Annotated in this window: 22 protein-coding genes; all 22 read left to right on the plus strand. The window is 47.1% G+C overall.

The window, feature by feature from the left end; genetic code table 11:
* Positions 1 to 16 precede the first annotated feature (16 nt).
* The 22 genes from fliD to flhA all read left to right on the plus strand — a co-directional run bounded on the left by fliD (position 17) and on the right by flhA (position 23,034).
* Complete coding sequence (gene fliD, locus EX191_RS01140) at positions 17 to 2,008, plus strand: flagellar filament capping protein FliD (RefSeq protein ID WP_006741694.1); 1,992 nt, start codon at positions 17 to 19, stop codon at positions 2,006 to 2,008.
* Between the two features lie 3 nt (positions 2,009 to 2,011).
* Complete coding sequence (locus EX191_RS01145) at positions 2,012 to 2,317, plus strand: flagellar protein FliT (protein WP_152811792.1); 306 nt, start codon at positions 2,012 to 2,014, stop codon at positions 2,315 to 2,317.
* A gap of 12 nt (positions 2,318 to 2,329) precedes the next feature.
* Complete coding sequence (fliS, locus tag EX191_RS01150; RefSeq protein ID WP_012841524.1) at positions 2,330 to 2,740, plus strand: flagellar export chaperone FliS; 411 nt, start codon at positions 2,330 to 2,332, stop codon at positions 2,738 to 2,740.
* Between the two features lie 289 nt (positions 2,741 to 3,029).
* Complete coding sequence (locus EX191_RS01155) at positions 3,030 to 4,496, plus strand: sigma-54 dependent transcriptional regulator (RefSeq protein WP_006741695.1); 1,467 nt, start codon at positions 3,030 to 3,032, stop codon at positions 4,494 to 4,496.
* Positions 4,497 to 4,692: 196 nt separating this feature from the next.
* On the plus strand, positions 4,693 to 5,724 hold the full coding sequence (locus EX191_RS01160; RefSeq protein WP_046875535.1) for a sensor histidine kinase: 1,032 nt from the start codon (positions 4,693 to 4,695) through the stop codon (positions 5,722 to 5,724).
* Positions 5,725 to 5,760: 36 nt separating this feature from the next.
* On the plus strand, positions 5,761 to 7,170 hold the full coding sequence (locus tag EX191_RS01165) for a sigma-54-dependent transcriptional regulator (protein WP_193446998.1): 1,410 nt from the start codon (positions 5,761 to 5,763) through the stop codon (positions 7,168 to 7,170).
* Positions 7,171 to 7,292: 122 nt separating this feature from the next.
* Positions 7,293 to 7,604, plus strand: coding sequence for a flagellar hook-basal body complex protein FliE (gene fliE / locus EX191_RS01170; protein ID WP_012841525.1), 312 nt, complete (start codon positions 7,293 to 7,295; stop codon positions 7,602 to 7,604).
* A 14-nt stretch (positions 7,605 to 7,618) separates the two neighbouring features.
* Positions 7,619 to 9,361, plus strand: coding sequence for a flagellar basal-body MS-ring/collar protein FliF (gene fliF, locus EX191_RS01175; RefSeq protein WP_006741698.1), 1,743 nt, complete (start codon positions 7,619 to 7,621; stop codon positions 9,359 to 9,361).
* Positions 9,354 to 10,409, plus strand: coding sequence for a flagellar motor switch protein FliG (gene fliG, locus EX191_RS01180; protein ID WP_012841526.1), 1,056 nt, complete (start codon positions 9,354 to 9,356; stop codon positions 10,407 to 10,409). The genes fliF and fliG overlap by 8 nt, the downstream gene beginning before the upstream one ends.
* Before the next feature lie 71 nt (positions 10,410 to 10,480).
* Entirely contained in the window at positions 10,481 to 11,281 is an 801-nt protein-coding gene (fliH, locus tag EX191_RS01185) for a flagellar assembly protein FliH (protein ID WP_006741700.1), read from the plus strand.
* Between the two features lie 3 nt (positions 11,282 to 11,284).
* Complete coding sequence (gene fliI / locus EX191_RS01190; protein WP_006741701.1) at positions 11,285 to 12,604, plus strand: flagellar protein export ATPase FliI; 1,320 nt, start codon at positions 11,285 to 11,287, stop codon at positions 12,602 to 12,604.
* Between the two features lie 6 nt (positions 12,605 to 12,610).
* On the plus strand, positions 12,611 to 13,054 hold the full coding sequence (fliJ, locus tag EX191_RS01195) for a flagellar export protein FliJ (protein WP_182034840.1): 444 nt from the start codon (positions 12,611 to 12,613) through the stop codon (positions 13,052 to 13,054).
* A gap of 183 nt (positions 13,055 to 13,237) precedes the next feature.
* A complete protein-coding gene (locus EX191_RS01200; protein ID WP_193446999.1) occupies positions 13,238 to 15,121 on the plus strand; it encodes a flagellar hook-length control protein FliK in 1,884 nt (627 codons plus the stop codon).
* 85 nt (positions 15,122 to 15,206) lie between these two features.
* Positions 15,207 to 15,710: a flagellar basal body-associated protein FliL gene (fliL, locus tag EX191_RS01205; RefSeq protein ID WP_012841529.1), complete on the plus strand. Its 504-nt coding sequence runs from the start codon at positions 15,207 to 15,209 to the stop codon at positions 15,708 to 15,710.
* Between the two features lie 7 nt (positions 15,711 to 15,717).
* Positions 15,718 to 16,764, plus strand: coding sequence for a flagellar motor switch protein FliM (gene fliM, locus EX191_RS01210; protein WP_006741703.1), 1,047 nt, complete (start codon positions 15,718 to 15,720; stop codon positions 16,762 to 16,764).
* A gap of 59 nt (positions 16,765 to 16,823) precedes the next feature.
* Positions 16,824 to 17,234 carry a flagellar motor switch protein FliN gene (gene fliN / locus EX191_RS01215; protein ID WP_012841530.1) on the plus strand — a complete coding sequence of 137 codons (411 nt, stop codon included), beginning with the start codon at positions 16,824 to 16,826 and terminating at the stop codon, positions 17,232 to 17,234.
* A 1-nt stretch (position 17,235) separates the two neighbouring features.
* Complete coding sequence (gene fliO / locus EX191_RS01220; protein ID WP_193447000.1) at positions 17,236 to 17,649, plus strand: flagellar biosynthetic protein FliO; 414 nt, start codon at positions 17,236 to 17,238, stop codon at positions 17,647 to 17,649.
* Entirely contained in the window at positions 17,636 to 18,505 is an 870-nt protein-coding gene (fliP, locus tag EX191_RS01225) for a flagellar type III secretion system pore protein FliP (protein WP_054868353.1), read from the plus strand. Before fliO ends, fliP begins: the two co-directional genes overlap by 14 nt.
* A 24-nt stretch (positions 18,506 to 18,529) precedes the next feature.
* A complete protein-coding gene (gene fliQ / locus EX191_RS01230; RefSeq protein ID WP_012841532.1) occupies positions 18,530 to 18,799 on the plus strand; it encodes a flagellar biosynthesis protein FliQ in 270 nt (89 codons plus the stop codon).
* 8 nt (positions 18,800 to 18,807) lie between these two features.
* Positions 18,808 to 19,590 carry a flagellar biosynthetic protein FliR gene (gene fliR / locus EX191_RS01235; RefSeq protein ID WP_005384463.1) on the plus strand — a complete coding sequence of 261 codons (783 nt, stop codon included), beginning with the start codon at positions 18,808 to 18,810 and terminating at the stop codon, positions 19,588 to 19,590.
* Positions 19,591 to 19,593: 3 nt separating this feature from the next.
* Positions 19,594 to 20,724 carry a flagellar biosynthesis protein FlhB gene (flhB, locus tag EX191_RS01240; RefSeq protein WP_006741705.1) on the plus strand — a complete coding sequence of 377 codons (1,131 nt, stop codon included), beginning with the start codon at positions 19,594 to 19,596 and terminating at the stop codon, positions 20,722 to 20,724.
* 210 nt (positions 20,725 to 20,934) lie between these two features.
* Positions 20,935 to 23,034, plus strand: coding sequence for a flagellar biosynthesis protein FlhA (gene flhA / locus EX191_RS01245; RefSeq protein WP_041853026.1), 2,100 nt, complete (start codon positions 20,935 to 20,937; stop codon positions 23,032 to 23,034).
* The last annotated feature ends 24 nt before the right edge of the window (positions 23,035 to 23,058 follow it).

Below are 23,058 nucleotides of genomic sequence, written 5' to 3' on the forward strand. Positions count from 1 at the left end.
TTTTAGAGGTGATTTGATGAGTTTAGGCCCTTTGGGGATGTCTGGCGGCATGGATATCAATTCCATGGTCAGCAAAATTGTGGATGCCGAACGCGTACCAAAGCAGCAACGCATTGACAACGAGCGCACGACAATTAATGCCAGTATCAGTGCCTACGGGCGACTCAGAGAATCACTGGATACGATGAAAAATCTCATGGCGAACTTTCGTCAAGAGAAAGCGTTTGCCGTTCGTACTGTTGAAACGACAGACGACAATATCGTATCTGCTACTGCAACTACAGATGCTATCGCTGGCAAATATGCTATCGATGTGTTGCAGCTTGCCCAGAGCCACAAAGTCGCTTCTGACGTACTGCCAGAAGACGCAAAGTTTGGCCCTGGTAAGCTGCAGATTTCGCTTGGTGATGACACCTTCAACGTGAACGTTCGTTCGAGCTCCAAGCTCGCAGATGTCGTACGCGGCATCAATGGCTCAAAAGACAACCCCGGTGTTCGAGCATCTCTCATTAACGACGTTGAAGGACCACGCCTTATCCTTGCCTCAAATCTCTCTGGTAAGGATCATCAAATCAGAGTCAGTGTGGAGGCCGACAAAGGCAACCCTCTAAAGTATTTCGAATATCAAACACTTGAAGACCGTGTTAACGCGCTTGAAGAAGCTCGTTCAGCGGCGGAAGAAGTGTTAGGTCCTCTTCAATTCCCAGAGCAACCAGTAGAACTGGATGCAAACGGCAATCCTCTACCTCCAGAAGAGCAAAAAGCGGCAGAAAATGGACAAGATGATGGCTCCCAAGAGCCAATCTCTGCTGCGGGTGCAGAAGCCGCTAAAGCTGGGCAGGAAGCGATTGATGAAGCCAACCGACGCGCGAGTTTGCGCCCTGAAGACCGAATTCCAGGGTGGACAGAAACTGCGTCAGGCACTTTGCTGGATTCTTATGAAGAGCCAGAGCTAGAACTCGACGAGAAAGCAATAGAGAAGGCACCAGATGTTCCGGGTTGGAGCAATGCGGCATCAGGCACATTAACCGACTCTTACGTTACGACGAAAGAGGCCAAGCAGCTTCTTGAGCAAGAAAAAGCTGAAATTGAGCAAAAAATTGCGAGTGAAAAACAAGCGCTAGACGCAAAAGTTGAACGTGGTGAATTGACCGAAGAGCAAGCGAAACAAATTCATCGCGCTAAGCTGGATCCTCAAGAGCGTGAACGTTTAGAAAAAATTGATGAAGCAGAAGCGAAAATCGCAAAAGCGCAATCTGCTTTTGAAGAATACCTTGGTATGACAGAGGTACAAGCAGGGCAAGATTCAGAAGTTCTGCTTGATGGAGTAGCAAAGCTATCTAGTCACAACAATGTGATTGAAGATGCCATAGAAGGTGTTGATTTAACACTTAAAGGCAAATCAGAACCGAACAAGCCGCCTGCTGAAATTGGCGTGGAATACGACCGTCAGAGTGTGCGTAACGACATCGAAAACTTTGTTGCGGCGTACAACTCGTTTTATCAAACGTCTCAAGCGTTGGCGAGTGTGGATCCGGTCACTGGTCAAAAAGGACCGTTGTCGGGTGACAGTACCGTACGCAGCGCAGACTCACGATTAAAATCGGTATTTTCCACTCAAATTGATAAAGCGCCTGAAAACCTAAAGTCATTAACTGAATTTGGCATTACTACCACGCGTCAAGGTACCTTAGAAATCAACTATGACATGTTGGATCGTCAGTTGAACAACAACTTCAACGAGCTAGAAAAGTTCTTCGGTGGCAACACAGGTTTTGCTAAACGAGTCGAAGACGCGATTCATGGTATTACAGGCATTACAGGCAGCATTCGTACTCGAGAAAAAAGTCTCACAGAACAAAATTATCGTTTGAGTGATGATCAAGCGGCATTAGATCGCCGCATGGAAAGCCTAGAAAAGCGCACTCACGCGAAGTTTACCGCCATGCAAGATGCGACTGGCAAAATGCAAGGTCAGTTAGGTGCCTTAATGAGTGCGCTGGGTTAATAAATGCAAAAAGAACTCATAGATATTAGTGATATAGATCAACTAATTACGCAAGAATTGGAAAAAGTCGACTTTAATACTGAAGAAATTCTTCGCTTGGTCGATATCAGGGAACGGTTATTGCAGAACCTGTTACCAATTATTCATCAAAATCCTTTGGTTAAGCAGGATGCAGAGTGGCAAGCGTTGCTTACTCGTACCAAAAGAATTGTCGAGCTGATGCAATCGGAAACGTCAAAGGTCGGAAAAGAACTTCATAAGTTTCGTTATGGCCAGCGTTCGCTTCAGCAGTACAAAAAATTTATTTAAAAGAGGATTACTATGCGCGGTTCTTTGCAAGCATACAAAAAGGTATCAGTCGACAGCCAGCTAAGCGCGGCTTCTCCGCACAAAGTCATTCAAATGCTTATGGCTGGTGCGATTGAGCGCCTTATTCAAGGTAAAGCGGCCATGCAAGCAGGCAATATTCCAGCAAAAGGTGAGCGTTTAGGTAAAGCGCTAGACATCATCATTGCGCTACGTAGCTGTCTATCTATGGATGACGGTGGTGATATTGCTTCAAACTTAGATTCACTCTATGAGTTTATGATCACGCAAATTTCAGCTGCTAACCATCAAAATGATCCTCAACTGATCGACGACGTTATCGACATTATCCGTGAGATCAAATCCGCTTGGGACCAAATCCCTACAGAGTTTCATAATCTTACAGCAGCTGAAGTCGGTATTTAATAACCAAAACAACGCGTTAAGATATTAGAGGAATATATTTGTCAATTGCGCAACGAGTTGTGTAGCAAAGTTTCTATCAAGCTCACACCTCTTTATTGCTTGGTTGCCTTATTTTTATATTCAAATAAAATAGAAGCCATTAGTAGCCCTAATGGCTTTTTTTGTTGCTGATTTTCCTATTTTGTCTATCGTAAATTGAGTGTGGTGGTTCTGCCTTCTTTTAGCACCCAATTGCGCAAATCAAGGTTTGGCCGCAACGCACCTAAAATAAAGGCAATCATTCTTACTTATGCAAGGTTTGGCAAAGCTGCTTGTAATTGATGATGACGCATCAAGTCGTTTAAATTTAAGCAATATATTGGAATTTGTTGGAGAAAATTGCGAAGCGGTCAGTTCTGATCAGCTCAGCGATGTTGATTGGTCTAGCGTATGGTCGTGCTGTATTGTTGGTAACATTCCAGCAGGTCAAGCGGCGAATACGGTTATCTCTCATTTAAACAGCGCCTACCACATCCCACTTTTAGTCATGGGCCGATTTCCGTTGCCCGTGGATGATCTTCCAAATTTTGTAGGTGAGCTAGAACTACCTCTTAATTACCCACAGCTTAGTGAGGCGTTACGCCACTGCAAAGATTTTCTGGGTCGAAAAGGGGTCAATGTCGTTGCCAGTGCACGAAAAAACACGCTTTTTCGCAGCTTAGTTGGTCAAAGCAGAGGTATTCAAGAAGTTCGTCACCTGATCGAGCAAGTCTCAGACACTGAGGCAAACGTGTTGATCTTGGGTGAATCTGGTACCGGTAAAGAAGTCGTTGCGCGTAACATTCACTATCATTCGTCGTACAGCAGTGGTGCCTTTGTGCCCATTAACTGTGGTGCCATTCCACCGGAGCTTCTAGAAAGTGAATTGTTTGGCCACGAAAAAGGCGCGTTTACTGGTGCGTTAACGGCACGTAAAGGTCGATTTGAGCTCGCAGACGGTGGCACGATCTTTCTTGATGAGATTGGCGATATGCCGATGTCGATGCAAGTGAAGCTACTTCGCGTATTACAAGAGCGCTGTTTCGAACGTGTGGGTGGCAATAGCACCATCAAGGTCAATGTTCGAGTTGTCGCGGCAACACACCGTAATCTAGAAAGTATGATTGAAGAAGGCACGTTCCGAGAAGACTTGTTCTATCGTTTGAACGTGTTTCCAATCGAGATGCCTGCGCTGAAAGAGCGCAAACAAGATATTCCATTGCTGCTGCAAGAGTTGATGACGCGTCTGGAAGCGGAGGGTGGCCAGCCTATCTGTTTTACCCCTCGTGCGATCAATTCATTGATGGAGCACAACTGGCCGGGTAACGTGCGTGAGTTAGCCAACCTTGTTGAGCGAATGATCATTCTGTACCCAAATAGCTTGGTCGATGTAAATCACTTACCAACCAAATATCGCTACAGTGATATTCCGGAGTTCCAACCAGAAAGTAATCCGTTTATTTCGGTTGAAGAACAAGAGCGTGATGTGTTCCAAGACATCTTCTCAGAAGACTTTAGCTTTGATGATCAAGACGATCTTGACCACAGCATGAACGCTCCGCAAGCGCTGCCGCCTGAAGGTGTAAATCTGAAAGAGCTGTTGGCTGATTTAGAAGTTAATATGATCAGCCAAGCGTTAGAAGCACAAGGTGGGGTCGTGGCACGAGCCGCTGATATGCTGGGTATGCGACGCACAACGTTGGTGGAAAAAATGCGTAAGTACAACTTACAACGCTAGGTAACGTTGAGATTTAAGACGATATCTAAATCATTTGGGCTATTTAGCATCGTTTTTCTGACACCAAAAACCGTTATCTGAGGGTGTCAACTTATTGTCGATGACTTAACGTCATGATAAATATAAAAAATAGCTTGGTACGCTAATTGCTTACCAAGCTATTTTAGTTTTAGCGGCGATATTTCGACAGGCAGTAATGGATAACAACACCAACCAATCCCATTTAGATTCCGTAGAAAATCAGGTTGAGCGCTATAAGCAGGTGCTTGATGTGATGCCTGCCGGAGTGATTCTGCTCGACACGTACGGCATAGTGCGTGAAGCAAACCCAGAGGCGCACCGAATTCTTGAGATTCCACTGGTTAATGAAAAATGGTTCAACATTATTCAGGCGGTGTTTGATCCTCGTGAGGATGATGGTCACGAAGTTTCCCTGCGGAATGGTCGTAAAGTTCGATTAGCCATTTCGGCTTCTACGACAGGTCAATTGATCCTGATTACCGATTTAACCGAAACTCGCTTACTTCAAGCTCGTGTGAGTGATTTACAACGCTTGTCTTCGTTAGGGCGTATGGTAGCGTCGCTTGCTCATCAGGTAAGAACGCCGCTATCGAGCGCTATGCTATATGCATCCAATTTGGGAGCGCCAAACCTTCCACCAGCGACAAGGGATCGCTTTCAAACCAAATTAATGGATCGACTGCACGATTTGGAAAAGCAGGTTAATGATATGCTGCTTTTTGCTAAAGGTGGTGATAATAAAGTCATTAAGCCATTTACGATTGCTCAGTTGGTGGCGGAATATCAGCCGATGGTCGAAACCGCGCTAAAAAATAACGGTATTGATTACTGCCTAGAAGTGGAAGAAGAACAAACTGAGTTGCTAGGCAATGCGAATGCGATTGCATCCGCGTTGAGCAACCTTGTCATGAATGCGATTCAGATGTCTGGTAAAGAGTCGCAAGTCGATATTTTTTTCCGCCCGGTAAATGGCGAGTTGCGCATTTCAGTGCAAGACAGCGGACCGGGTGTACCTGAAGAACTACAAGCCAAAATTATGGAGCCATTTTTTACCACGCGTTCTCAAGGAACCGGGTTAGGGCTGGCTGTTGTTCAAATGGTTTGCCGTGCCCATGACGGTCGATTGGAACTTATTTCAGAGCAGGGTGATGGAGCCTGCTTTACCATGTGCATTCCGCTAGAGCGAGTGCAACCAGAAGCGCAGTAAGCAGCTTCTGGTAATAACAATTACTGGAGAATCAGAATGGCGCAAAGCAAAGTGCTGATCGTAGAAGACGATGAAGGTCTTCGTGAAGCCCTAGTGGATACTCTGGCTCTGGCAGGGTATGAGTGGTTAGAAGCTGACTGTGCGGAAGACGCACTACTAAAACTCAAATCGAATACTGTCGATATCGTCGTTTCTGACGTGCAAATGGCAGGTATGGGCGGATTGGCTCTGCTCAAAAACATCAAGCAGAATTGGCCTAACTTACCAGTACTGTTAATGACGGCGTACGCCAACATTGAAGATGCCGTGTCGGCAATGAAAGACGGCGCGATTGACTACATGGCGAAACCATTTGCACCAGAAGTATTGCTGAACATGGTCAGTCGATACGCACCGATCAAAAGCGATGACAATGGTGACGCGATCGTGGCAGATGAAAAAAGTCTGCGTCTACTTGCTTTGGCCGATAAAGTGGCACGTACAGATGCGAATGTTATGGTGCTAGGTCCGAGTGGCTCAGGTAAAGAAGTGATGTCGCGTTATATTCACAACGCATCAAACCGTAAAGATGGTCCATTCGTTGCGATCAACTGTGCGGCGATTCCAGACAACATGCTGGAAGCGACACTATTTGGTTATGAGAAAGGCGCGTTCACTGGCGCGGTTCAAGCGTGTCCGGGTAAGTTTGAACAAGCGCAAGGCGGCACAATCTTGCTGGATGAAATCAGCGAAATGGACTTAAACCTGCAAGCGAAACTATTACGTGTTTTGCAAGAGCGTGAAGTGGAGCGCCTTGGCAGTCGTAAGAGCATCAAGCTGGATGTACGCGTGCTTGCGACCAGTAACCGTGATCTCAAGCAGTACGTCTCAGAAGGCAACTTCCGTGAAGATTTATACTACCGCCTGAATGTGTTCCCAATTGCGTGGCCAGCACTGAACGAACGCAAAGGCGATATTGCGCCACTTGCCAAGCATCTTGCTGAGCGTCATTGCAGCAAGATGGGGATGCCAGTGCCTCAATTTTCAGCCGTTGCGGTAGAAAAACTGCTGCAATACCCTTGGCCAGGTAACGTTCGTGAGCTGGATAACGTGGTGCAACGAGCTCTTATCTTAAGTGAGAATGGTGATATCGACGCTGAGCACATCTTACTAGAAGGGGTGGATTGGCAAGATGCCAACAGCTTGCAGCATGTGGTTCAAAATGCAGAGATGGTTGTACCTAATGTTAAGCCAGTCGCTCAACCTGAGAGTGTGAACCGTCCGGTATCTGGCGGGGAGGGCTTGGGCAGCGAGCTGCGTGACCAAGAATACGCCATTATTTTGGAAACCTTGGTGGAGTGTAACGGCCGACGCAAAGAAATGGCGGAGAAACTGGGCATAAGCCCACGAACCTTGCGCTACAAACTTGCCAAAATGCGTGATGCTGGTATAGATATCCCAAATTAACATGTGCAATCGCCATAAGACAAAAAGTGTAAGCAAACCGCTAACTAATGTCTTATGGCACGTTAATTGCTGTGTTAATAATCAGTTTTGTTAATAGTCAATCTTTTGGCTTAGAGGTGCTAATGAAAGTTGATGGTATTCAGGCAGAAATGCGCGCCATGATGGTAGAAGCAACCAATACTGCTCCTACTGCAAGTGGGGCGAAAGTTGGAGCAGATTTTAATGATCTCCTAACTAAAGCCATCAATAACGTGAACACACTTCAAAAAGCATCCGGTGATTTACAAACCCGTTTTGATCGTGGTGATGCCGATGTTTCCCTTTCTGACGTTATGATTGCTCGTAACAAGTCTAGTGTCGCTTTTGATGCGACGGTTCAAATTCGCAATAAACTCGTTGAGGCGTATAAAGACCTCATGAACATGCCAGTGTAATTTAGGTAATAAGTGTGGCAGACAAGTCTACAGATTTAACCGTCACTGAAGGCGGCTCAGATGGTGCACTGGTAGCAAGTTCCGACGTAGATGTGGAGAGTCAAAATCCAGATCTAGAGGAGCGCAGTGCGTCAAAATTTGATATGGCAGTGGGTGACCTTGATTTACTTCGTCAAGTTGTACTTGTGCTGTCAATCTCCATCTGTGTTGCATTGATCGTGATGCTGTTCTTTTGGGTCAAAGAGCCGGAGATGCGCCCGCTTGGAGCGTATGAGACCGAAGAGTTGATCCCCGTTTTGGATTATCTGGACCAGCAAAAAATCAATTACAAGCTTGATGGTAATACCATTTCTGTTGAATCGAGCGAATACAACTCGATCAAACTTGGCATGGTTCGCTCGGGCGTAAACCAAGCCACAGAGGCGGGCGATGATATTTTGCTGCAAGATATGGGCTTTGGCGTATCACAACGTTTAGAGCAAGAGCGCCTTAAACTCAGTCGAGAACGTCAATTGGCTCAAGCGATTGAGGAAATGAAGCAAGTTCGTAAAGCGCGAGTCTTATTGGCGCTACCAAAGCACAGTGTTTTTGTGCGTCATAACCAAGAAGCATCAGCGTCCGTATTTTTGACACTGTCGACTGGTACGAACCTCAAACAGCAAGAAGTTGATTCTATCGTAGACATGGTGGCGAGTGCCGTTCCGGGAATGAAAACCTCCCGAATTACCGTCACAGATCAGCATGGCCGTTTGCTCAGTTCAGGCTCTCAAGACCCTGCTTCTGCAGCGCGACGCAAAGAGCAAGAATTAGAGCGTAGTCAGGAACAGGCGCTGCGTGAAAAAATTGATTCAGTGCTATTACCTATTTTAGGTTATGGCAACTACACGGCGCAGGTCGATATCCAAATGGATTTCAGCGCGGTTGAACAAACTCGCAAACGCTTTGATCCCAATACCCCTGCAACCCGCAGTGAGTACGCATTAGAGGATTACAATAACGGCAATATGGTAGCGGGTATTCCGGGGGCGTTAAGTAATCAGCCTCCAGCGGATGCCTCTATTCCGCAAGATGTGGCTCAGATGAAAGACGGTTCTGTCATGGGACAGGGTTCGGTGCGTAAAGAATCCACGCGTAACTTTGAGCTTGATACCACCATCAGCCATGAGCGTAAGCAGACGGGGACGGTTGCTCGTCAGACAGTTTCTGTTGCGATTAAGGACCGTCGTCAGGTCAACCCAGATACGGGAGAAGTGACCTATACCCCTATGTCCGAATCGGAAATTAATGCTATTCGCCAAGTCTTAATTGGTACGGTTGGTTTTGACCAAGGCCGTGGTGATTTGTTGAATGTACTGAGTGTGAAGTTTGCAGAGCCTGAGGCTGAACAGCTGGAAGAACCACCAATTTGGGAGCACCCTAACTTTAGTGACTGGGTTCGTTGGTTCGCAAGTGCATTGGTGATCATCGTTGTCGTATTGGTATTGGTTCGCCCAGCAATGAAGAAGTTGCTTAACCCTACAAGTGATGACGAAGACGAAATGTACGGACCAGACGGCTTGCCGATTGGCGCGGATGGTGAAACTAGCCTGATTGGCAGCGACATTGAAAGCAGCGAACTGTTTGAGTTTGGTTCAAGTATTGATTTGCCAAACCTTCATAAAGATGAAGATGTATTGAAAGCGGTTCGCGCTCTGGTCGCGAATGAACCTGAACTGGCTGCTCAAGTAGTGAAAAACTGGATGAATGACAATGGCTAACGATATCGTACCTCAAGATGACAACGCCGCGGGAATGCCAGTTGAGCTGGATGTCTCAACCATTACTGGCGAAGAAAAAGCAGCAATTTTGCTACTGAGCCTCAATGAACAAGATGCCGCTGGCATTATTCGTCACCTAGAGCCAAAACAGGTCCAGCGTGTGGGTAGTGCGATGGCTAAGGCGAAAGATCTCAGCCAAGACAAGGTGTCAGCCGTTCACCGTGCGTTTTTGGAGGACATCCAGAAATACACCAACATCGGCATGGGCAGCGAAGACTTCATGCGTAATGCGCTGGTGGCGGCTCTTGGTGAAGACAAAGCCAACAACTTGGTTGATCAGATCCTACTTGGTACGGGGTCAAAAGGCTTGGATTCGCTGAAATGGATGGACCCACGACAAGTGGCGAGCATCATTGTCAACGAACACCCGCAGATCCAAACCATCGTATTGTCTTATTTAGAAGCAGACCAATCCGCGGAGATTTTGTCTCAGTTCCCTGAGCGCGTGCGTTTGGATCTGATGATGCGTATTGCCAACCTTGAAGAAGTTCAGCCATCGGCACTGGCAGAGCTGAACGAAATCATGGAGAAACAGTTCGCGGGTCAAGCTGGCGCTCAAGCAGCCAAGATTGGCGGCCTGAAAGCGGCAGCGGAGATCATGAACTATCTAGACAACAACGTTGAAGGTTTGTTGATGGAACAGATTCGCGATCAAGACGAAGACATGGCGACGCAAATTCAAGACTTGATGTTTGTCTTCGAAAACTTAGTCGAAGTAGACGACCAAGGTATTCAGAAACTGCTGCGTGATGTACCACAAGACGTGTTGCAAAAAGCACTTAAAGGTGCCGACGATTCTCTGCGTGAGAAGGTATTTAAGAACATGTCGAAACGAGCGGCTGAGATGATGCGTGATGACATCGAAGCGATGCCGCCAGTTCGCGTGGCGGATGTCGAAGCGGCACAGAAAGAAATCCTGGCGATCGCTCGTCGCATGGCCGATGCAGGCGAACTCATGTTGTCTGGCGGTGCGGACGAGTTCTTATAATCTCTATTGCTCCGCGATTATCCTATTGCGGAGCACCCTCACTTCTTAATCGAATACATAATAGGTAACCCATGGCTGGCGAAAGAAAACGTGGATTTATCCGTCCTGATGAAGATGATTCGATGATCGAACCACAACGTTGGGGGTTGCCTGATTACGGTGAGCCCAAAGCCAAGCAAGCAAAACAAACCGCGTTTAACTATGACCCGGGTTGGGTACCGAATCTTGAAGAACCAGAAGAAGAGCAAGCACTTGAGCTAACCGAAGAGCAGATAGAGCTGATCAAGCAAGGCGCTTATCAGGAAGGTTTGTATCAAGGTCAAGAAGCAGGCTTTAAGCAAGGTTACGACAAAGGCAAAGAAGAAGGCCTGCAAGCGGGCCATGCTGAAGGGCTGGAGCTTGGAAAAGCCGAAGGCGTGACCGCAGGTCAAGAATATATTCAGCAGCAAGTTGAAACCTTTATGAACTTAGCGAACCAGTTTGCTCAGCCGTTAGAGCTAATGAATGCTCAGGTTGAAAAGCAGCTGGTAGACATGGTGCTCTGTTTAGTAAAAGAAGTCGTGCATGTCGAAGTACAAACCAACCCTCAAATTATTTTGGACACGGTTAAGCAGTCGGTTGAAGCGCTGCCAATATCAGGTCATCCCATTACCTTGCACCTGAATCCAGAAGACGTTGCGATTATTCGCTCAGCTTACGGCGAAGAAGACCTTGATTGCCGCAACTGGACGTTGGTTGCTGAGCCATCACTCAATCGAGGCGACGTCCAGATTGAGGCAGGTGAATCAAGCATTAACTACCGTATGGAAGAGCGCGTCAAAAGCGTGTTGCACAGTTTTTGTGGTGCAAACCGTCATCAAGAGGGTGAATAATCCATGCAAGCATTGGCTGACCGTTTAAGAAACTACAAAGTTGAAGGCTTAACGACGCGCCCAGTTGCCTCTGGCAAACTGGTTCGAGTGGTTGGGTTAACGTTGGAAGCGACAGGCTGTCGCGCGCCAATTGGCAGTTTATGCTTAGTGGAAACCATGTCCGGTCAGATGGAAGCCGAGGTCGTCGGTTTTTCAGGTGATAACCTATTTTTGATGCCAAGCGAGCAAATTACGGGCATTTTGCCTGGCGCTAGAGTGACGCCATTAACCAGTGACGCTGGCTTGCCTGTTGGCATGGAGTTGCTTGGTCGCGTGATTGACGGGGTTGGTAATCCGCTTGATGGACTTGGCCCGTTGTATACCGATCATCGCGCCTCTTTTAATGCTGAGCCAATCAACCCGCTGGCTCGAAAGCCAATTTCAGAGCCACTTGATGTGGGCTTGAAAGCGATTAACGGATTATTGACGGTAGGTAAAGGTCAGCGTATCGGTCTGTTTGCCGGCTCTGGTGTGGGTAAATCGGTCACGCTTGGCATGATGACGCGAGGTACAACCGCACAAGTTGTTGTGGTTGGTCTGATAGGTGAGCGTGGACGCGAAGTTAAAGAGTTTATCGAAGAGATTTTAGGTGAGGATGGACGACGTCGCTCGGTCGTGGTGGCTGCGCCTGCCGATGCTTCACCATTGATGCGTTTGAAAGGCTGTCAAACCGCCTTAACCATTGCCGAGTACTTTCGCGATCAAGGTTTGGACGTTCTGTTATTGATGGATTCCTTGACGCGTTTTGCGCAAGCACAGCGTGAAATCGCCCTTTCTGTTGGTGAGCCGCCAGCGACAAAAGGCTATCCGCCATCTGTGTTCGCCAAGCTACCTGCTTTGGTTGAGCGTGCGGGTAACGGAAGCGCCGAACAAGGCTCAATTACGGCGTTCTTTACCGTGTTGACCGAGGGCGATGATTTACAAGACCCGATTGCGGATGCATCGCGGGCAATTCTTGATGGTCACATTGTGCTGTCCCGTGAAATGGCGGATGCAGGCCATTATCCTGCGATTGACGTCGAAAAGTCGGTTAGCCGTGTTATGCCGCAAATCACCACTGAAGAACATGTTCTGATGTCGAAAGCGGTACGTCAGGTCTTGTCGATTTGCCGCAAGAACCAAGATTTGGTCTCGATTGGGGCGTACAAGCCGGGCACCGATCCTGCTATCGATGGCGCGTTTACATTGAAGCCAAAGTTAGACGAATACTTACAGCAGAGCATGAAAGAATCGGTGCCATACGATATGTGCGTCAACATGCTTAGAAACATTTTAGGCGGGTGATAGCGCATGAACAATGCGATGGAGTTCCTACTTGAGCAGACTAAAGAGCGTGAAGATCAAGCCGTACTTGCGCTGAACAAAGCGCGCTCTGAACTTGAAGATTATTACCGTCAGGTTGAGCAAATCGAAAAGTATCGCCTTGATTATTGCCAACAGCTTATCGACCGTGGCCAGGTTGGCTTAACGGCAAGCGAATATGGGCATTTAAATCGCTTTCTCACTCAGCTAGACGAAACGTTATCTAAGCAGAAACAAGCAGAAAGTCATTTCAAAGAACAGGTAGAAAACTGTCAAGAGTACTGGTTAACAGTACGCAAAGAACGCAAATCCTATGAGTGGATGATCGAAAAGCGTGAGAAAGAGAAACAGCTTGCTGAAGCCAAACGGGAACAAAAGCAAATGGACGAGTTTTCAACGTTGCTTTACAGCCGTCGAGCGAAGCCTTTTTAATGTTTAAAAGTTGATGTTGCTTCCACTTATGACACTCGTTTTGTCACTGCAGCAATGAGCTTGTTATTGGCGTAATTTTTGCAGATATCTTTGTAGATGATCACCCCAATAACCTAAATTTGCCACCGTGTGCAATTTAGCAGCGGCCTAGCGCTCGAAGCTGCTGATAATGAGAATTTCTATATGAATGTGAATTTGTCCAATGTTTCTGCGACGAGCAAGACGTCAGTGTCTGACTCTGCCGCACAAGCACCTACAGAAAACGCGGAGAACAAGGGATTTTTAGAAACCTTGACGGATGCGTTTTCAGGTTCACAAAAGTCAGAAAAAGTAGCAACGAAATCACTAAATGGTGAAGAACAAAACAGTGCCGAGATTAACAAGCTTTCGTCTGGCGAAGCTGATAGCCAAGAAGCGGTCACAGATGTGGCTCAAGCGAGCAGTAACGATACCGAAGAGTTGCTGGCGCAAGAAAGCCAAGACACTGCTATTCAAGAGCAAAGCCGCTCTGGCGACATGCTGACAGAGCATGCGAACACCATTCAAAGTGATGAAGCAAGCCTACTGGAAGCCAAACAAGGCGCGCACTCGCAAAATGATGCTGATGTCACTGAGAAAGTCGGTTCACTCTCGAACGCCCCTTCAGCTGCTAATGGCGCAAAAAGCGCGATGGGTGAAGGACAACAGCTGCTTGGTCGTATTGAACAAGCGAATCAAACCTTGAAAGCGAATAATGCATCCATCGATAGTGGCAAAGTTTTGCCTCAACGAGCGGGTTTAGAACACTCGTTCAACGGGCAAACAACAGACATTGATGAACTTGCTTTGAATGACATGCCATTAGCTCAATCGCTTGAACAAGTGCAGGCAATGGCTGGGCAAGGCTTAGAGCCAATTTTAGATAAGAATGGTCAACCTATAGATGTCGATAAGCTCTCGTCTGAGTTTGCTACTTGGCAAGGTATGGCTAAACAAGTCAGTCACCCAACCGAGAAGGGCATGGTCAGTGGTGACGTTGCCAATGAACTATCGCCACTGGAGGTGGGTTTGGATGGCTCTAAAATTGATGCGCTTCAGCGTGTTTCCTTGGATGAACTCGAACTCATAGATACCAAACTGGCGCAGGGAAAACCACTGACTCAGCAAGAAACAGAGATCATAGAAGGGTTGAAAAAAGGGACGGTCATTGCCGATATTCCTGAGCAAGATCTTGCCCAGTTTGTTGCGCTTCCTACTGACGTTAAACAGGTTCTCGCCGAGCAGCAAGTACAACATCATTTGGCTCGCCAGGCTACACCTATGGGGATGTCTCAGCAAGCCCTTAGTTTTGCGCCTCAATCAGCTCAGCCACAAGCTGTTCAGAGTACAGATAAAGTCGCATTATCTCCGATGCCAGATGCGTTGGCCGCCGCTCATTTGCCGACGGCGCTTCAAGGCGTAAAGGACGGAGAGGTTAACCAGAAAGTTGTGAATGCCGCATTGACTGCTGGTGCACTTAAAGCGACAGCGGATAAGCAAGATAAACCAGAACTTCAACATGGTTTAGCAGGGCAGCTTCAGGCGATGGCGGGTCAACAAGGAACAAACGTGCAGCAACAAGCGCGTATTGATGCTGCGCAGCAAGCTCAGCTTCCGTTGCAACTGACCAAAGAGTTGGCCAATGAGCAAGTGGCGGAAAAAGTGCAAATGATGATGTCGAAGAACCTAAAAAACCTCGATATTCGTCTTGATCCACCAGAATTAGGTCGTATGCAAATTCGTATGACGATGAACAACGATGTAGCTAATGTGCATTTTACGGTGAACAACCCGCAAGCGCGTGACATCATTGAACAGACGCTTCCTCGCTTGAGAGAGATGTTGGCGCAGCAGGGCATGCAATTGGCTGATTCTTCTGTTCAGCAACAAAACAGTGGGCAGCAGCAAGGTAGGTATACTGCTGAGCAACATGGTCAAAGCGCTCAAGGCAGCGGTTTTTCTGGACAACCAGAAGAGAGCTTTGATGCTGACGTCAATCTGGATTTGAATGTGGCTTCAAAGCGTGATGGAATTAGCTTTTACGCATAACAGGCCGTTTAAAGGCAATAATACAAGGTTACCAAACGACTTTCTCAAGCATCTCGGTAACCTAAAAGAATAATAAGAGACAACAATGGCAGAAGAACAGCTACAAGGGGCCGATGCGCCGAAAGGAAAAGGTAAGTTACTTATCATCATAATCGCTGTTGTGGTATTGCTACTTGGCGGTGGTGCAGCAGCATTCTTTCTCATGGGCTCTGATGAACCAGCTCAGGCTGAAGCGTCTCAACAGGTTCAAGCGAAGGCATCAGATGCCTCGCCCATTGCCTACGTGAATCTTCCTCAGGCATTTGTATTTAACGTTACTGGGGACCGTCGCGACAGACTGGTACAAATTAAAGCGCAGTTAATGGTTCGCGGCGCAGAGAATGAAGAGTTGGCGCGGTACCATTCGCCACTAATTGAGAGCTCTTTGTTATCAACGTTTGCTTCGGCGACGGTTGATCAGTTGCGTTCTCCAACGGGACGAGTGGAATTGCGCGATCGTGCTTCCGAAGATATCAAAGCAGCGCTAAACGCTGCGGTCGGTAAGCCAGTGATTGAAAAAGTACTGTTTACAGATTTTGTTATTCAATAGGTAAAACGTGACCGATCTATTAAGCCAAGACGAAATTGATGCGCTATTGCACGGGGTTGACGATGTTGATGACGTCGATGAACCGATAGAAAACGACAACGAAGGTGCCGTCAATTTTGATTTCTCGTCGCAAGACAGGATTGTACGTGGTCGAATGCCGACGCTCGAACTTATCAACGAGCGCTTTGCACGACACATGCGTATTAGTCTGTTTAATATGCTGCGTAAAACGGCAGAAGTGTCGATCAATGGCGTGCAGATGATGAAGTTTGGCGAATACCAAAACACATTGTACGTGCCAACCAGTTTGAACATGGTGCGTTTTCGTCCGTTAAAAGGTACAGCGTTGATCACCATGGAGGCTCGCTTAGTCTTTATTCTGGTAGAAAACTTCTTTGGTGGGGATGGTCGATTCCATGCCAAAATCGAAGGGCGCGAATTTACCCCAACGGAACGCCGCATCATTCAGCTGCTGCTGAAGATTGTATTTGAAGACTACAAAGAAGCGTGGTCGCCAGTGATGGGGGTGGAGTTCGAATATCTCGACTCTGAAGTAAACCCAAGTATGGCTAACATTGTCAGCCCGACAGAAGTGATTGTCGTGAGTTCTTTCCACATTGAGGTCGATGGCGGCGGCGGCGATTTTCATGTTGTTATGCCTTACTCCATGGTAGAGCCGATCCGTGAGCTGTTGGATGCAGGTGTTCAGTCCGACAAGATGGAGACAGACGTCCGTTGGAGCTCAGCATTACGTGAAGAGATTATGGATTGTCCGGTTAACTTCCGCGTTAACTTGCTTGAAAAAGACATCTCTTTGCGTGACCTCATGGAATTGCAACCGGGTGACATCATCCCGATTGAAATGCCAGAACATGCGACAATGTTTGTGGAAGACCTGCCGACCTATCGCGTAAAAATGGGCCGTTCGGAAGACAAATTAGCGGTGCAAATTTCTGAGGAAATTGAGCGCCCACATGTAGTCAAAACAGATTTAGCTTTCTTGGGCAAAGACATCATGTCTGAGCTTGAGAATGAAGACGATATAGACGATTAAGATACCTTATTGAACAGACATGCTTTGGCATTAAATAAGGCTTAACACAGGATAGAAAAATGGAACCAAGTGACGATCAAAAGCTAGCAGATGAATGGGCAGCCGCTCTTGGCGAAGACCCGTCTGCACCTTCTGTTGATGTAGATGAAGTATTGGCCGCGCCACTGGAAGAGCTAAAAGACACTTCAAGCCCAATTACCGAAGATGAGCGTCGTAAACTCGACACCATCATGGATATTCCGGTGACGATTTCGATGGAAGTCGGTCGTTCACAAATCAGCATTCGGAACTTATTGCAGTTGAACCAAGGTTCGGTTGTTGAGTTGGATCGTCTAGCGGGCGAGTCATTGGACGTATTAGTCAACGGTACACTGATTGCGCATGGCGAAGTCGTGGTCGTGAACGATAAGTTTGGTATCCGTTTGACGGATGTGATCAGCCAAACTGAACGAATTAAGAAGCTACGTTAAGATGAGCCGCTCAATCAAAACGCGATTGAAGCAAATCACTGGAGCACTGAGCTTAATGCTGAGTGCTCCTTATGCATTTGCTGCCGCACCAAATAATCTGGATCTTGCGACGACCCTGGGCTCGCTTGTGCTTGTGATCGGTGTGATTCTTTTGTTGGCTTGGCTACTTAAACGTATGCAAGTGCCTGCGATGGGACAACAAAAAGGCTTGCGTATTGTGAGTCAGTTGCCAGTGGGCACCAAAGAAAGAATCGCCGTAGTTCAAGTGGGTGAAGAGCAGTTTTTGGTTGGAATTACCAGCCAATCAATCCAAATGTTAGCCAAGTTAGATAAGCCACTGAAAGAGGAAGAGTTGGCGACCAATGCTTTTGCGACTCAATTTAGCCAACTGATCAAAAAACATGACAAAGGGTAACCCGATTCGTTTGCTCCTGAGCACGTTGTTGCTTTTCGTCGGCGTGCTGTTTTCTTCATTTTCGTTTGCTGAGGCAGAGGAGTCAGCCCTGCCAGGTAACTTAGCCGATGGAAGTAGCGTCACTGTTCAGGCGATGCAAAGTGATACTGGCGCCAGTCGTGCTATGTCCGTTTCTAGTGGTGGTGGCATCCCTGCGTTTACCATGACCACGAACCCAGATGGCAGTGAAGATTACTCGGTTACACTGCAAATTTTAGCGTTAATGACCATGCTTGGCTTCTTGCCAGCCATGGTGATTTTAATGACGTCGTTTACTCGAATTGTGGTGGTGATGTCGATATTGCGTCAGGCAATGGGTTTGCAACAAACGCCGTCTAATCAGGTCATCATTGGTATAGCGCTGTTTTTGACCTTCTTTGTTATGTCTCCCGTCCTGAACGAAATCAACGATAAAGCCGTTCAGCCTTATTTGAATGAGCAAGTCACTGCGAGAGAAGCGTTTGATGCTGCACAAGCACCAATGAAAGCGTTCATGCTTAAACAGACCCGAATCAAAGACTTGGAGACGTTTGTAACCATGTCAGGAGAGCAAGTCGAGAATCCAGAAGATGTGTCGATGGCGGTGTTGATTCCGGCGTTCATCACCTCGGAGTTAAAAACTGCATTCCAAATTGGTTTTATGCTCTTCTTGCCGTTTTTGATTATTGACCTCGTGGTAGCGTCGGTACTGATGGCAATGGGTATGATGATGTTGTCACCAATGATTGTTTCGTTGCCGTTCAAGTTGATGCTGTTCGTATTGGTCGATGGTTGGAACTTGATACTTTCGACACTCGCGGGCAGTTTTGCCCTTTAGATAAGCGCAGATAGAGGATAAGACATGACACCAGAAATGTTTGTCGAGCTTTTCCGTGAAGCACTTTGGATGGTGCTTATCATGGTCTGCGCCATTATCATCCCAAGTTTGCTTATCGGCCTTATTGTTGCGATTTTCCAAGCTGCGACTTCCATCAACGAACAAACATTGAGCTTCTTGCCGCGTTTGATTGTCACGCTTTTGGCTCTAATGCTATTTGGTCACTGGATGACGCAAATGTTGATGGAATATTTCTATGGCTTGATTGAGCGCTTACCTCAGGTGCTTTATTAGAGGCGCCTATGGAGTACCCCACTAGCGTTGTCTTAGATTGGATCGCAAACTATTTCTGGCCCTACGTTCGTATCTCTTCCATGCTGATGGTGATGACGGTAACTGGGGCTCGATTTGTCTCACCACGAATCCGCCTTTACCTCGGGTTAGCCATCACTTTTGCCGTCATGCCGGCGATCCCTGCAGTGCCTCAAGACATTGAGTTGCTCTCGTTTCGGGGTTTTATGACCATTGCCGAGCAAATGATCATCGGTATTGCGATGGGTATGGTCACTCAATTTATGATTCAAACCTTTGTCTTGTTGGGACAAATATTGGGTATGCAATCAAGTTTGGGTTTCGCTTCTATGGTTGATCCCGCAAATGGTCAGAACACGCCATTGCTTGGTCAGTTATTCATGTTTTTGACGACAATGTTTTTCCTTGCCACCGATGGGCACTTGAAAATGCTGCAATTGGTGGTGTTCAGTTTCAAAACTTTGCCGATTGGCTCCGGCTCGCTCAACGCGGTTGATTTCCGTGAAATGGCAGGCTGGCTTGGTATTATGTTCCAAACGGCACTGAGTATGTCTCTATCTGGCATTATTGCACTACTTACCATTAACTTGTCGTTTGGTGTAATGACCCGTGCCGCACCACAGCTGAATATCTTCTCGCTTGGTTTTGCTTTTGCTTTGATGGTGGGCCTATTACTTTGTTGGTACATACTGGCTGGCCTTTATAGTCATTATGAAATGTTCTGGACAGTGGGTGAGGCGCAGATTTGTCGACTCATTCGCTTGGAGTGCTAAGAATTGGCAGAATCAGACGGTCAGGAACGCACCGAAGAAGCCACGCCCCGACGGTTACAACAAGCCAGAGAAAAGGGGCAGGTTGCTCGGTCTAAAGAACTTGCATCAGCATCTGTACTGATCGTTGGCGCCATTTCACTGATGTGGTTTGGCGAGGCGTTAGCACGTTCATTGTTTTCCATCATGAGCCGTTTATTTGATCTTCAACGAGAAGAGATTTTTGATACGGCAAAGCTATTTGACATTGCTTTAGGGGCGATGACCGATTTGTTGTTCCCTCTATTTTTGGTGCTAGCGACATTGTTTACTGCCGCCATGATTGGTGCTGCGGGTGTGGGAGGAATCAGTTTTTCTGCTCAAGCCGCTATGCCAAAGCTGTCAAAAATGAATCCGCTTAGCGGTTTAAAGCGGATGGTCGGAATGCAAAGCTGGGTAGAGTTGATCAAATCAATTCTTAAAGTGGTTTTGGTTACTGGTGTCGCGATCTATTTGATCCAAGCATCGCAGGCGGATCTGATTCAATTAAGTATGGATGTGTATCCGCAAAACATCTTCCATGCTTTAGATATTTTGCTGAACTTTATTTTGCTGATCAGTTGCTCGCTATTAATTGTGGTTGCCATCGATATTCCATTTCAAATCTGGCAGCACGCCGATCAGTTAAAAATGACCAAGCAAGAAGTCAAAGACGAATATAAAGAAACCGAGGGTAAGCCAGAGGTCAAAGGACGCATTCGTATGTTGCAAAGGGAAGCGGCTCAACGTCGAATGATGGCGGATGTTCCTCAAGCTGATGTTATTGTTACTAACCCAGAGCACTTCTCGGTAGCGCTTCGTTATAAACAGAAGACAGACCGTGCGCCGGTAGTGATCGCTAAAGGTACTGATCACATGGCAATGAAGATTCGAGAAGTCGCCCGAGAGCATGACATCACAATTGTACCAGCTCCGCCACTTGCTCGTGCGCTGTACCATACTACTGAGCTAGAACAAGAGATCCCCGATGGATTATTTACTGCGGTGGCTCAGGTTTTGGCATTTGTATTCCAGTTGAAGCAATACCGAAAACGAGGTGGACAGCGCCCCAAAATTCAGGATTACGATTTGCCAATCCCGCCAGAACACCGGCACTAATGCTAAAAGAAGCCTAATTCTAAAAAGGTTAATTGAATCAGATATTAAACTCTACTTGAGTGTTTAGTCATTATTTTGGCGTTAATTATGGTACATAGCTTGCTTAAAACGCCTTAATTATCAACCATACCTAAACTTTTAGGCCAAAGCGGTCGCGTATTAATAGTAAGAGCTAACGTGACGCTTCAATCGATTGAGATCTCTCGTAGTATGAAGTTAAGCCTGCCATTTGCAGATAAATTGCCACGAATCCCTCAGCGTGAAATGCCAGCTATTGGCGCACCGGTGATGGTTTTGGCCACCTTAGCGATGGTGGTGCTGCCTATTCCAGCCTTTTTGCTGGATATGTTCTTCACCTTTAACATCGCGTTGTCGATGGTGGTGTTGTTAGTGACCGTTTACACACGTCGTCCGTTGGACTTCGCCGCTTTTCCGACGGTACTGCTGATCGCAACCTTGTTGCGCTTGGCGCTGAACGTTGCCTCGACACGTGTCGTCTTACTGCATGGTCACGAAGGCGGCAACGCGGCAGGTAACGTAATTGAAGCGTTTGGTAATGTCGTTATTGGTGGTAACTACGCGGTCGGCTTAGTGGTTTTCCTTATCTTAATGATCATCAACTTTATGGTGGTGACCAAAGGTGCGGGTCGTATCTCTGAGGTAAGTGCTCGCTTCACCCTTGATGCGTTGCCAGGTAAGCAGATGGCGATTGATGCGGACTTAAATGCCGGATTGATAGACCAAGAACAAGCAAGAGTTCGTCGTTTTGAAGTGACAAAAGAAGCGGATTTCTACGGTTCAATGGATGGTGCCTCGAAGTTCGTAAAAGGTGACGCGATTGCCGGTATTTTGATTCTGTTTATCAATATCATCGGCGGTCTGTCGATCGGTATGGCGCAGTATGGATTGGGTTTCGGTGAGGCAATTGAAATCTATACTTTGCTGACGATTGGTGACGGCCTAGTTGCACAGATTCCATCGCTATTGCTGTCGATTGCAGCGGCGATGATGGTGACGCGTCAAAACACCGATGAAGACATGGGTGAACAGCTGGTCTTCCAGATGTTCGACAACCCAAAAGCACTGATGATTACCGCAGCTATTCTCGGTGTGATGGGCATCGTACCGGGCATGCCACACTTTGCGTTTTTGAGTCTGGCGGTCGCGGCTGGCGCGGCGGCGTATTTCATCGATAAACGCCAAAAGCAGAAAGCGAAAGAACCGGCTTTACCAGCGAAAGCCGACGAAGGTGCAGAGCCTTCATCACAACGCGAACTATCTTGGGACGACGTCCAGCCAGTCGATATTATTGGCCTAGAAGTGGGTTACCGCTTGATTCCGCTAGTGGACCGAGACCAAGGTGGAGAACTGTTAGAGCGCGTAAAAGGTGTGCGTAAAAAGCTATCGCAAGATTTTGGGTTCTTAATCCCTGCGGTTCACATACGTGACAACCTTGAACTGACGCCAAACAGCTATCGAATCACATTAATGGGGGTTGCGGTCGGCGAAGCTGAGATTCGTCCGGATCAAGAGCTAGCGATTAACCCAGGTCAGGTGTATGGCATGATTGATGGCGAGCCAACCATTGACCCTGCATTTGGACTGGAAGCCGTATGGATTCGCGAAGATCAGCGTGAGCATGCTCAGGCGCTAGGGTATACGGTTGTTGACTCATCGACAGTATTAGCGACGCACCTGAGCCAGTTATTGACTAATAACGCATCGCAGTTGATTGGTCATGAAGAAGTAGAGAATTTATTAGAAATGTTAGGACGCAGCGCGCCTAAGTTGGTTGAGAACTTTGTTCCTGACCAATTACCATTAGGTGTGGTGGTGAAAGTCCTACAAAACTTGTTAAACGAGGCCATCCCAATCCGCGATATTCGCACGATTGTTCAAACTTTGGCTGAGTACTCAAGTAAGAGTCAAGAAGCTGACATATTGACGGCAGCAGTTCGAATTAGTCTAAAACGTCTAATTGTTCAAGAAATCAATGGTATAGAGCCTGAGCTGCCAGTGATTACTTTGATACCTGAACTGGAACAAATATTGCATCAAACTATGCAAGCATCAGGAGGCGAATCCGCGGGGATTGAACCGGGGCTCGCTGAACGATTGCAGTCTTCACTAAGCCAAGCGACACAGGAACAAGAATTGAAAGGCGAACCTGCCGTTCTGCTTACTTCCGGTGTATTACGCTCGACGTTGGCGAAATTTGTGAAGAACACAATACCTAATCTCCGGGTACTGTCTTACCAAGAAATCCCGGATGAAAAACAGATCAGAATTGTGCAAGCCGTGGGTAACTGATCTCACGCATCATTAATGGATTCA

The organism is Vibrio chemaguriensis, assembly GCF_012275705.1.
Lineage (GTDB): Bacteria > Pseudomonadota > Gammaproteobacteria > Enterobacterales > Vibrionaceae > Vibrio > Vibrio diabolicus.

Coding starts and splice junctions, on each gene's coding strand:
- fliJ (WP_182034840.1), top strand. CDS start 12,611: ATGAACAATGCGATGGAGTTCCTACTTGAGCAGACTAAAGAGCGTGAA.
- fliD (WP_006741694.1), top strand. CDS start 17: ATGAGTTTAGGCCCTTTGGGGATGTCTGGCGGCATGGATATCAATTCC.
- EX191_RS01155 (WP_006741695.1), top strand. CDS start 3,030: ATGCAAGGTTTGGCAAAGCTGCTTGTAATTGATGATGACGCATCAAGT.
- fliS (WP_012841524.1), top strand. CDS start 2,330: ATGCGCGGTTCTTTGCAAGCATACAAAAAGGTATCAGTCGACAGCCAG.
- fliH (WP_006741700.1), top strand. CDS start 10,481: ATGGCTGGCGAAAGAAAACGTGGATTTATCCGTCCTGATGAAGATGAT.
- flhA (WP_041853026.1), top strand. CDS start 20,935: ATGAAGTTAAGCCTGCCATTTGCAGATAAATTGCCACGAATCCCTCAG.
- fliO (WP_193447000.1), top strand. CDS start 17,236: ATGAGCCGCTCAATCAAAACGCGATTGAAGCAAATCACTGGAGCACTG.
- fliL (WP_012841529.1), top strand. CDS start 15,207: ATGGCAGAAGAACAGCTACAAGGGGCCGATGCGCCGAAAGGAAAAGGT.
- EX191_RS01160 (WP_046875535.1), top strand. CDS start 4,693: ATGGATAACAACACCAACCAATCCCATTTAGATTCCGTAGAAAATCAG.
- fliQ (WP_012841532.1), top strand. CDS start 18,530: ATGACACCAGAAATGTTTGTCGAGCTTTTCCGTGAAGCACTTTGGATG.
- fliG (WP_012841526.1), top strand. CDS start 9,354: ATGGCTAACGATATCGTACCTCAAGATGACAACGCCGCGGGAATGCCA.
- fliE (WP_012841525.1), top strand. CDS start 7,293: ATGAAAGTTGATGGTATTCAGGCAGAAATGCGCGCCATGATGGTAGAA.
- fliP (WP_054868353.1), top strand. CDS start 17,636: ATGACAAAGGGTAACCCGATTCGTTTGCTCCTGAGCACGTTGTTGCTT.
- fliN (WP_012841530.1), top strand. CDS start 16,824: ATGGAACCAAGTGACGATCAAAAGCTAGCAGATGAATGGGCAGCCGCT.
- EX191_RS01145 (WP_152811792.1), top strand. CDS start 2,012: ATGCAAAAAGAACTCATAGATATTAGTGATATAGATCAACTAATTACG.
- fliR (WP_005384463.1), top strand. CDS start 18,808: ATGGAGTACCCCACTAGCGTTGTCTTAGATTGGATCGCAAACTATTTC.
- EX191_RS01165 (WP_193446998.1), top strand. CDS start 5,761: ATGGCGCAAAGCAAAGTGCTGATCGTAGAAGACGATGAAGGTCTTCGT.
- fliI (WP_006741701.1), top strand. CDS start 11,285: ATGCAAGCATTGGCTGACCGTTTAAGAAACTACAAAGTTGAAGGCTTA.
- EX191_RS01200 (WP_193446999.1), top strand. CDS start 13,238: ATGAATGTGAATTTGTCCAATGTTTCTGCGACGAGCAAGACGTCAGTG.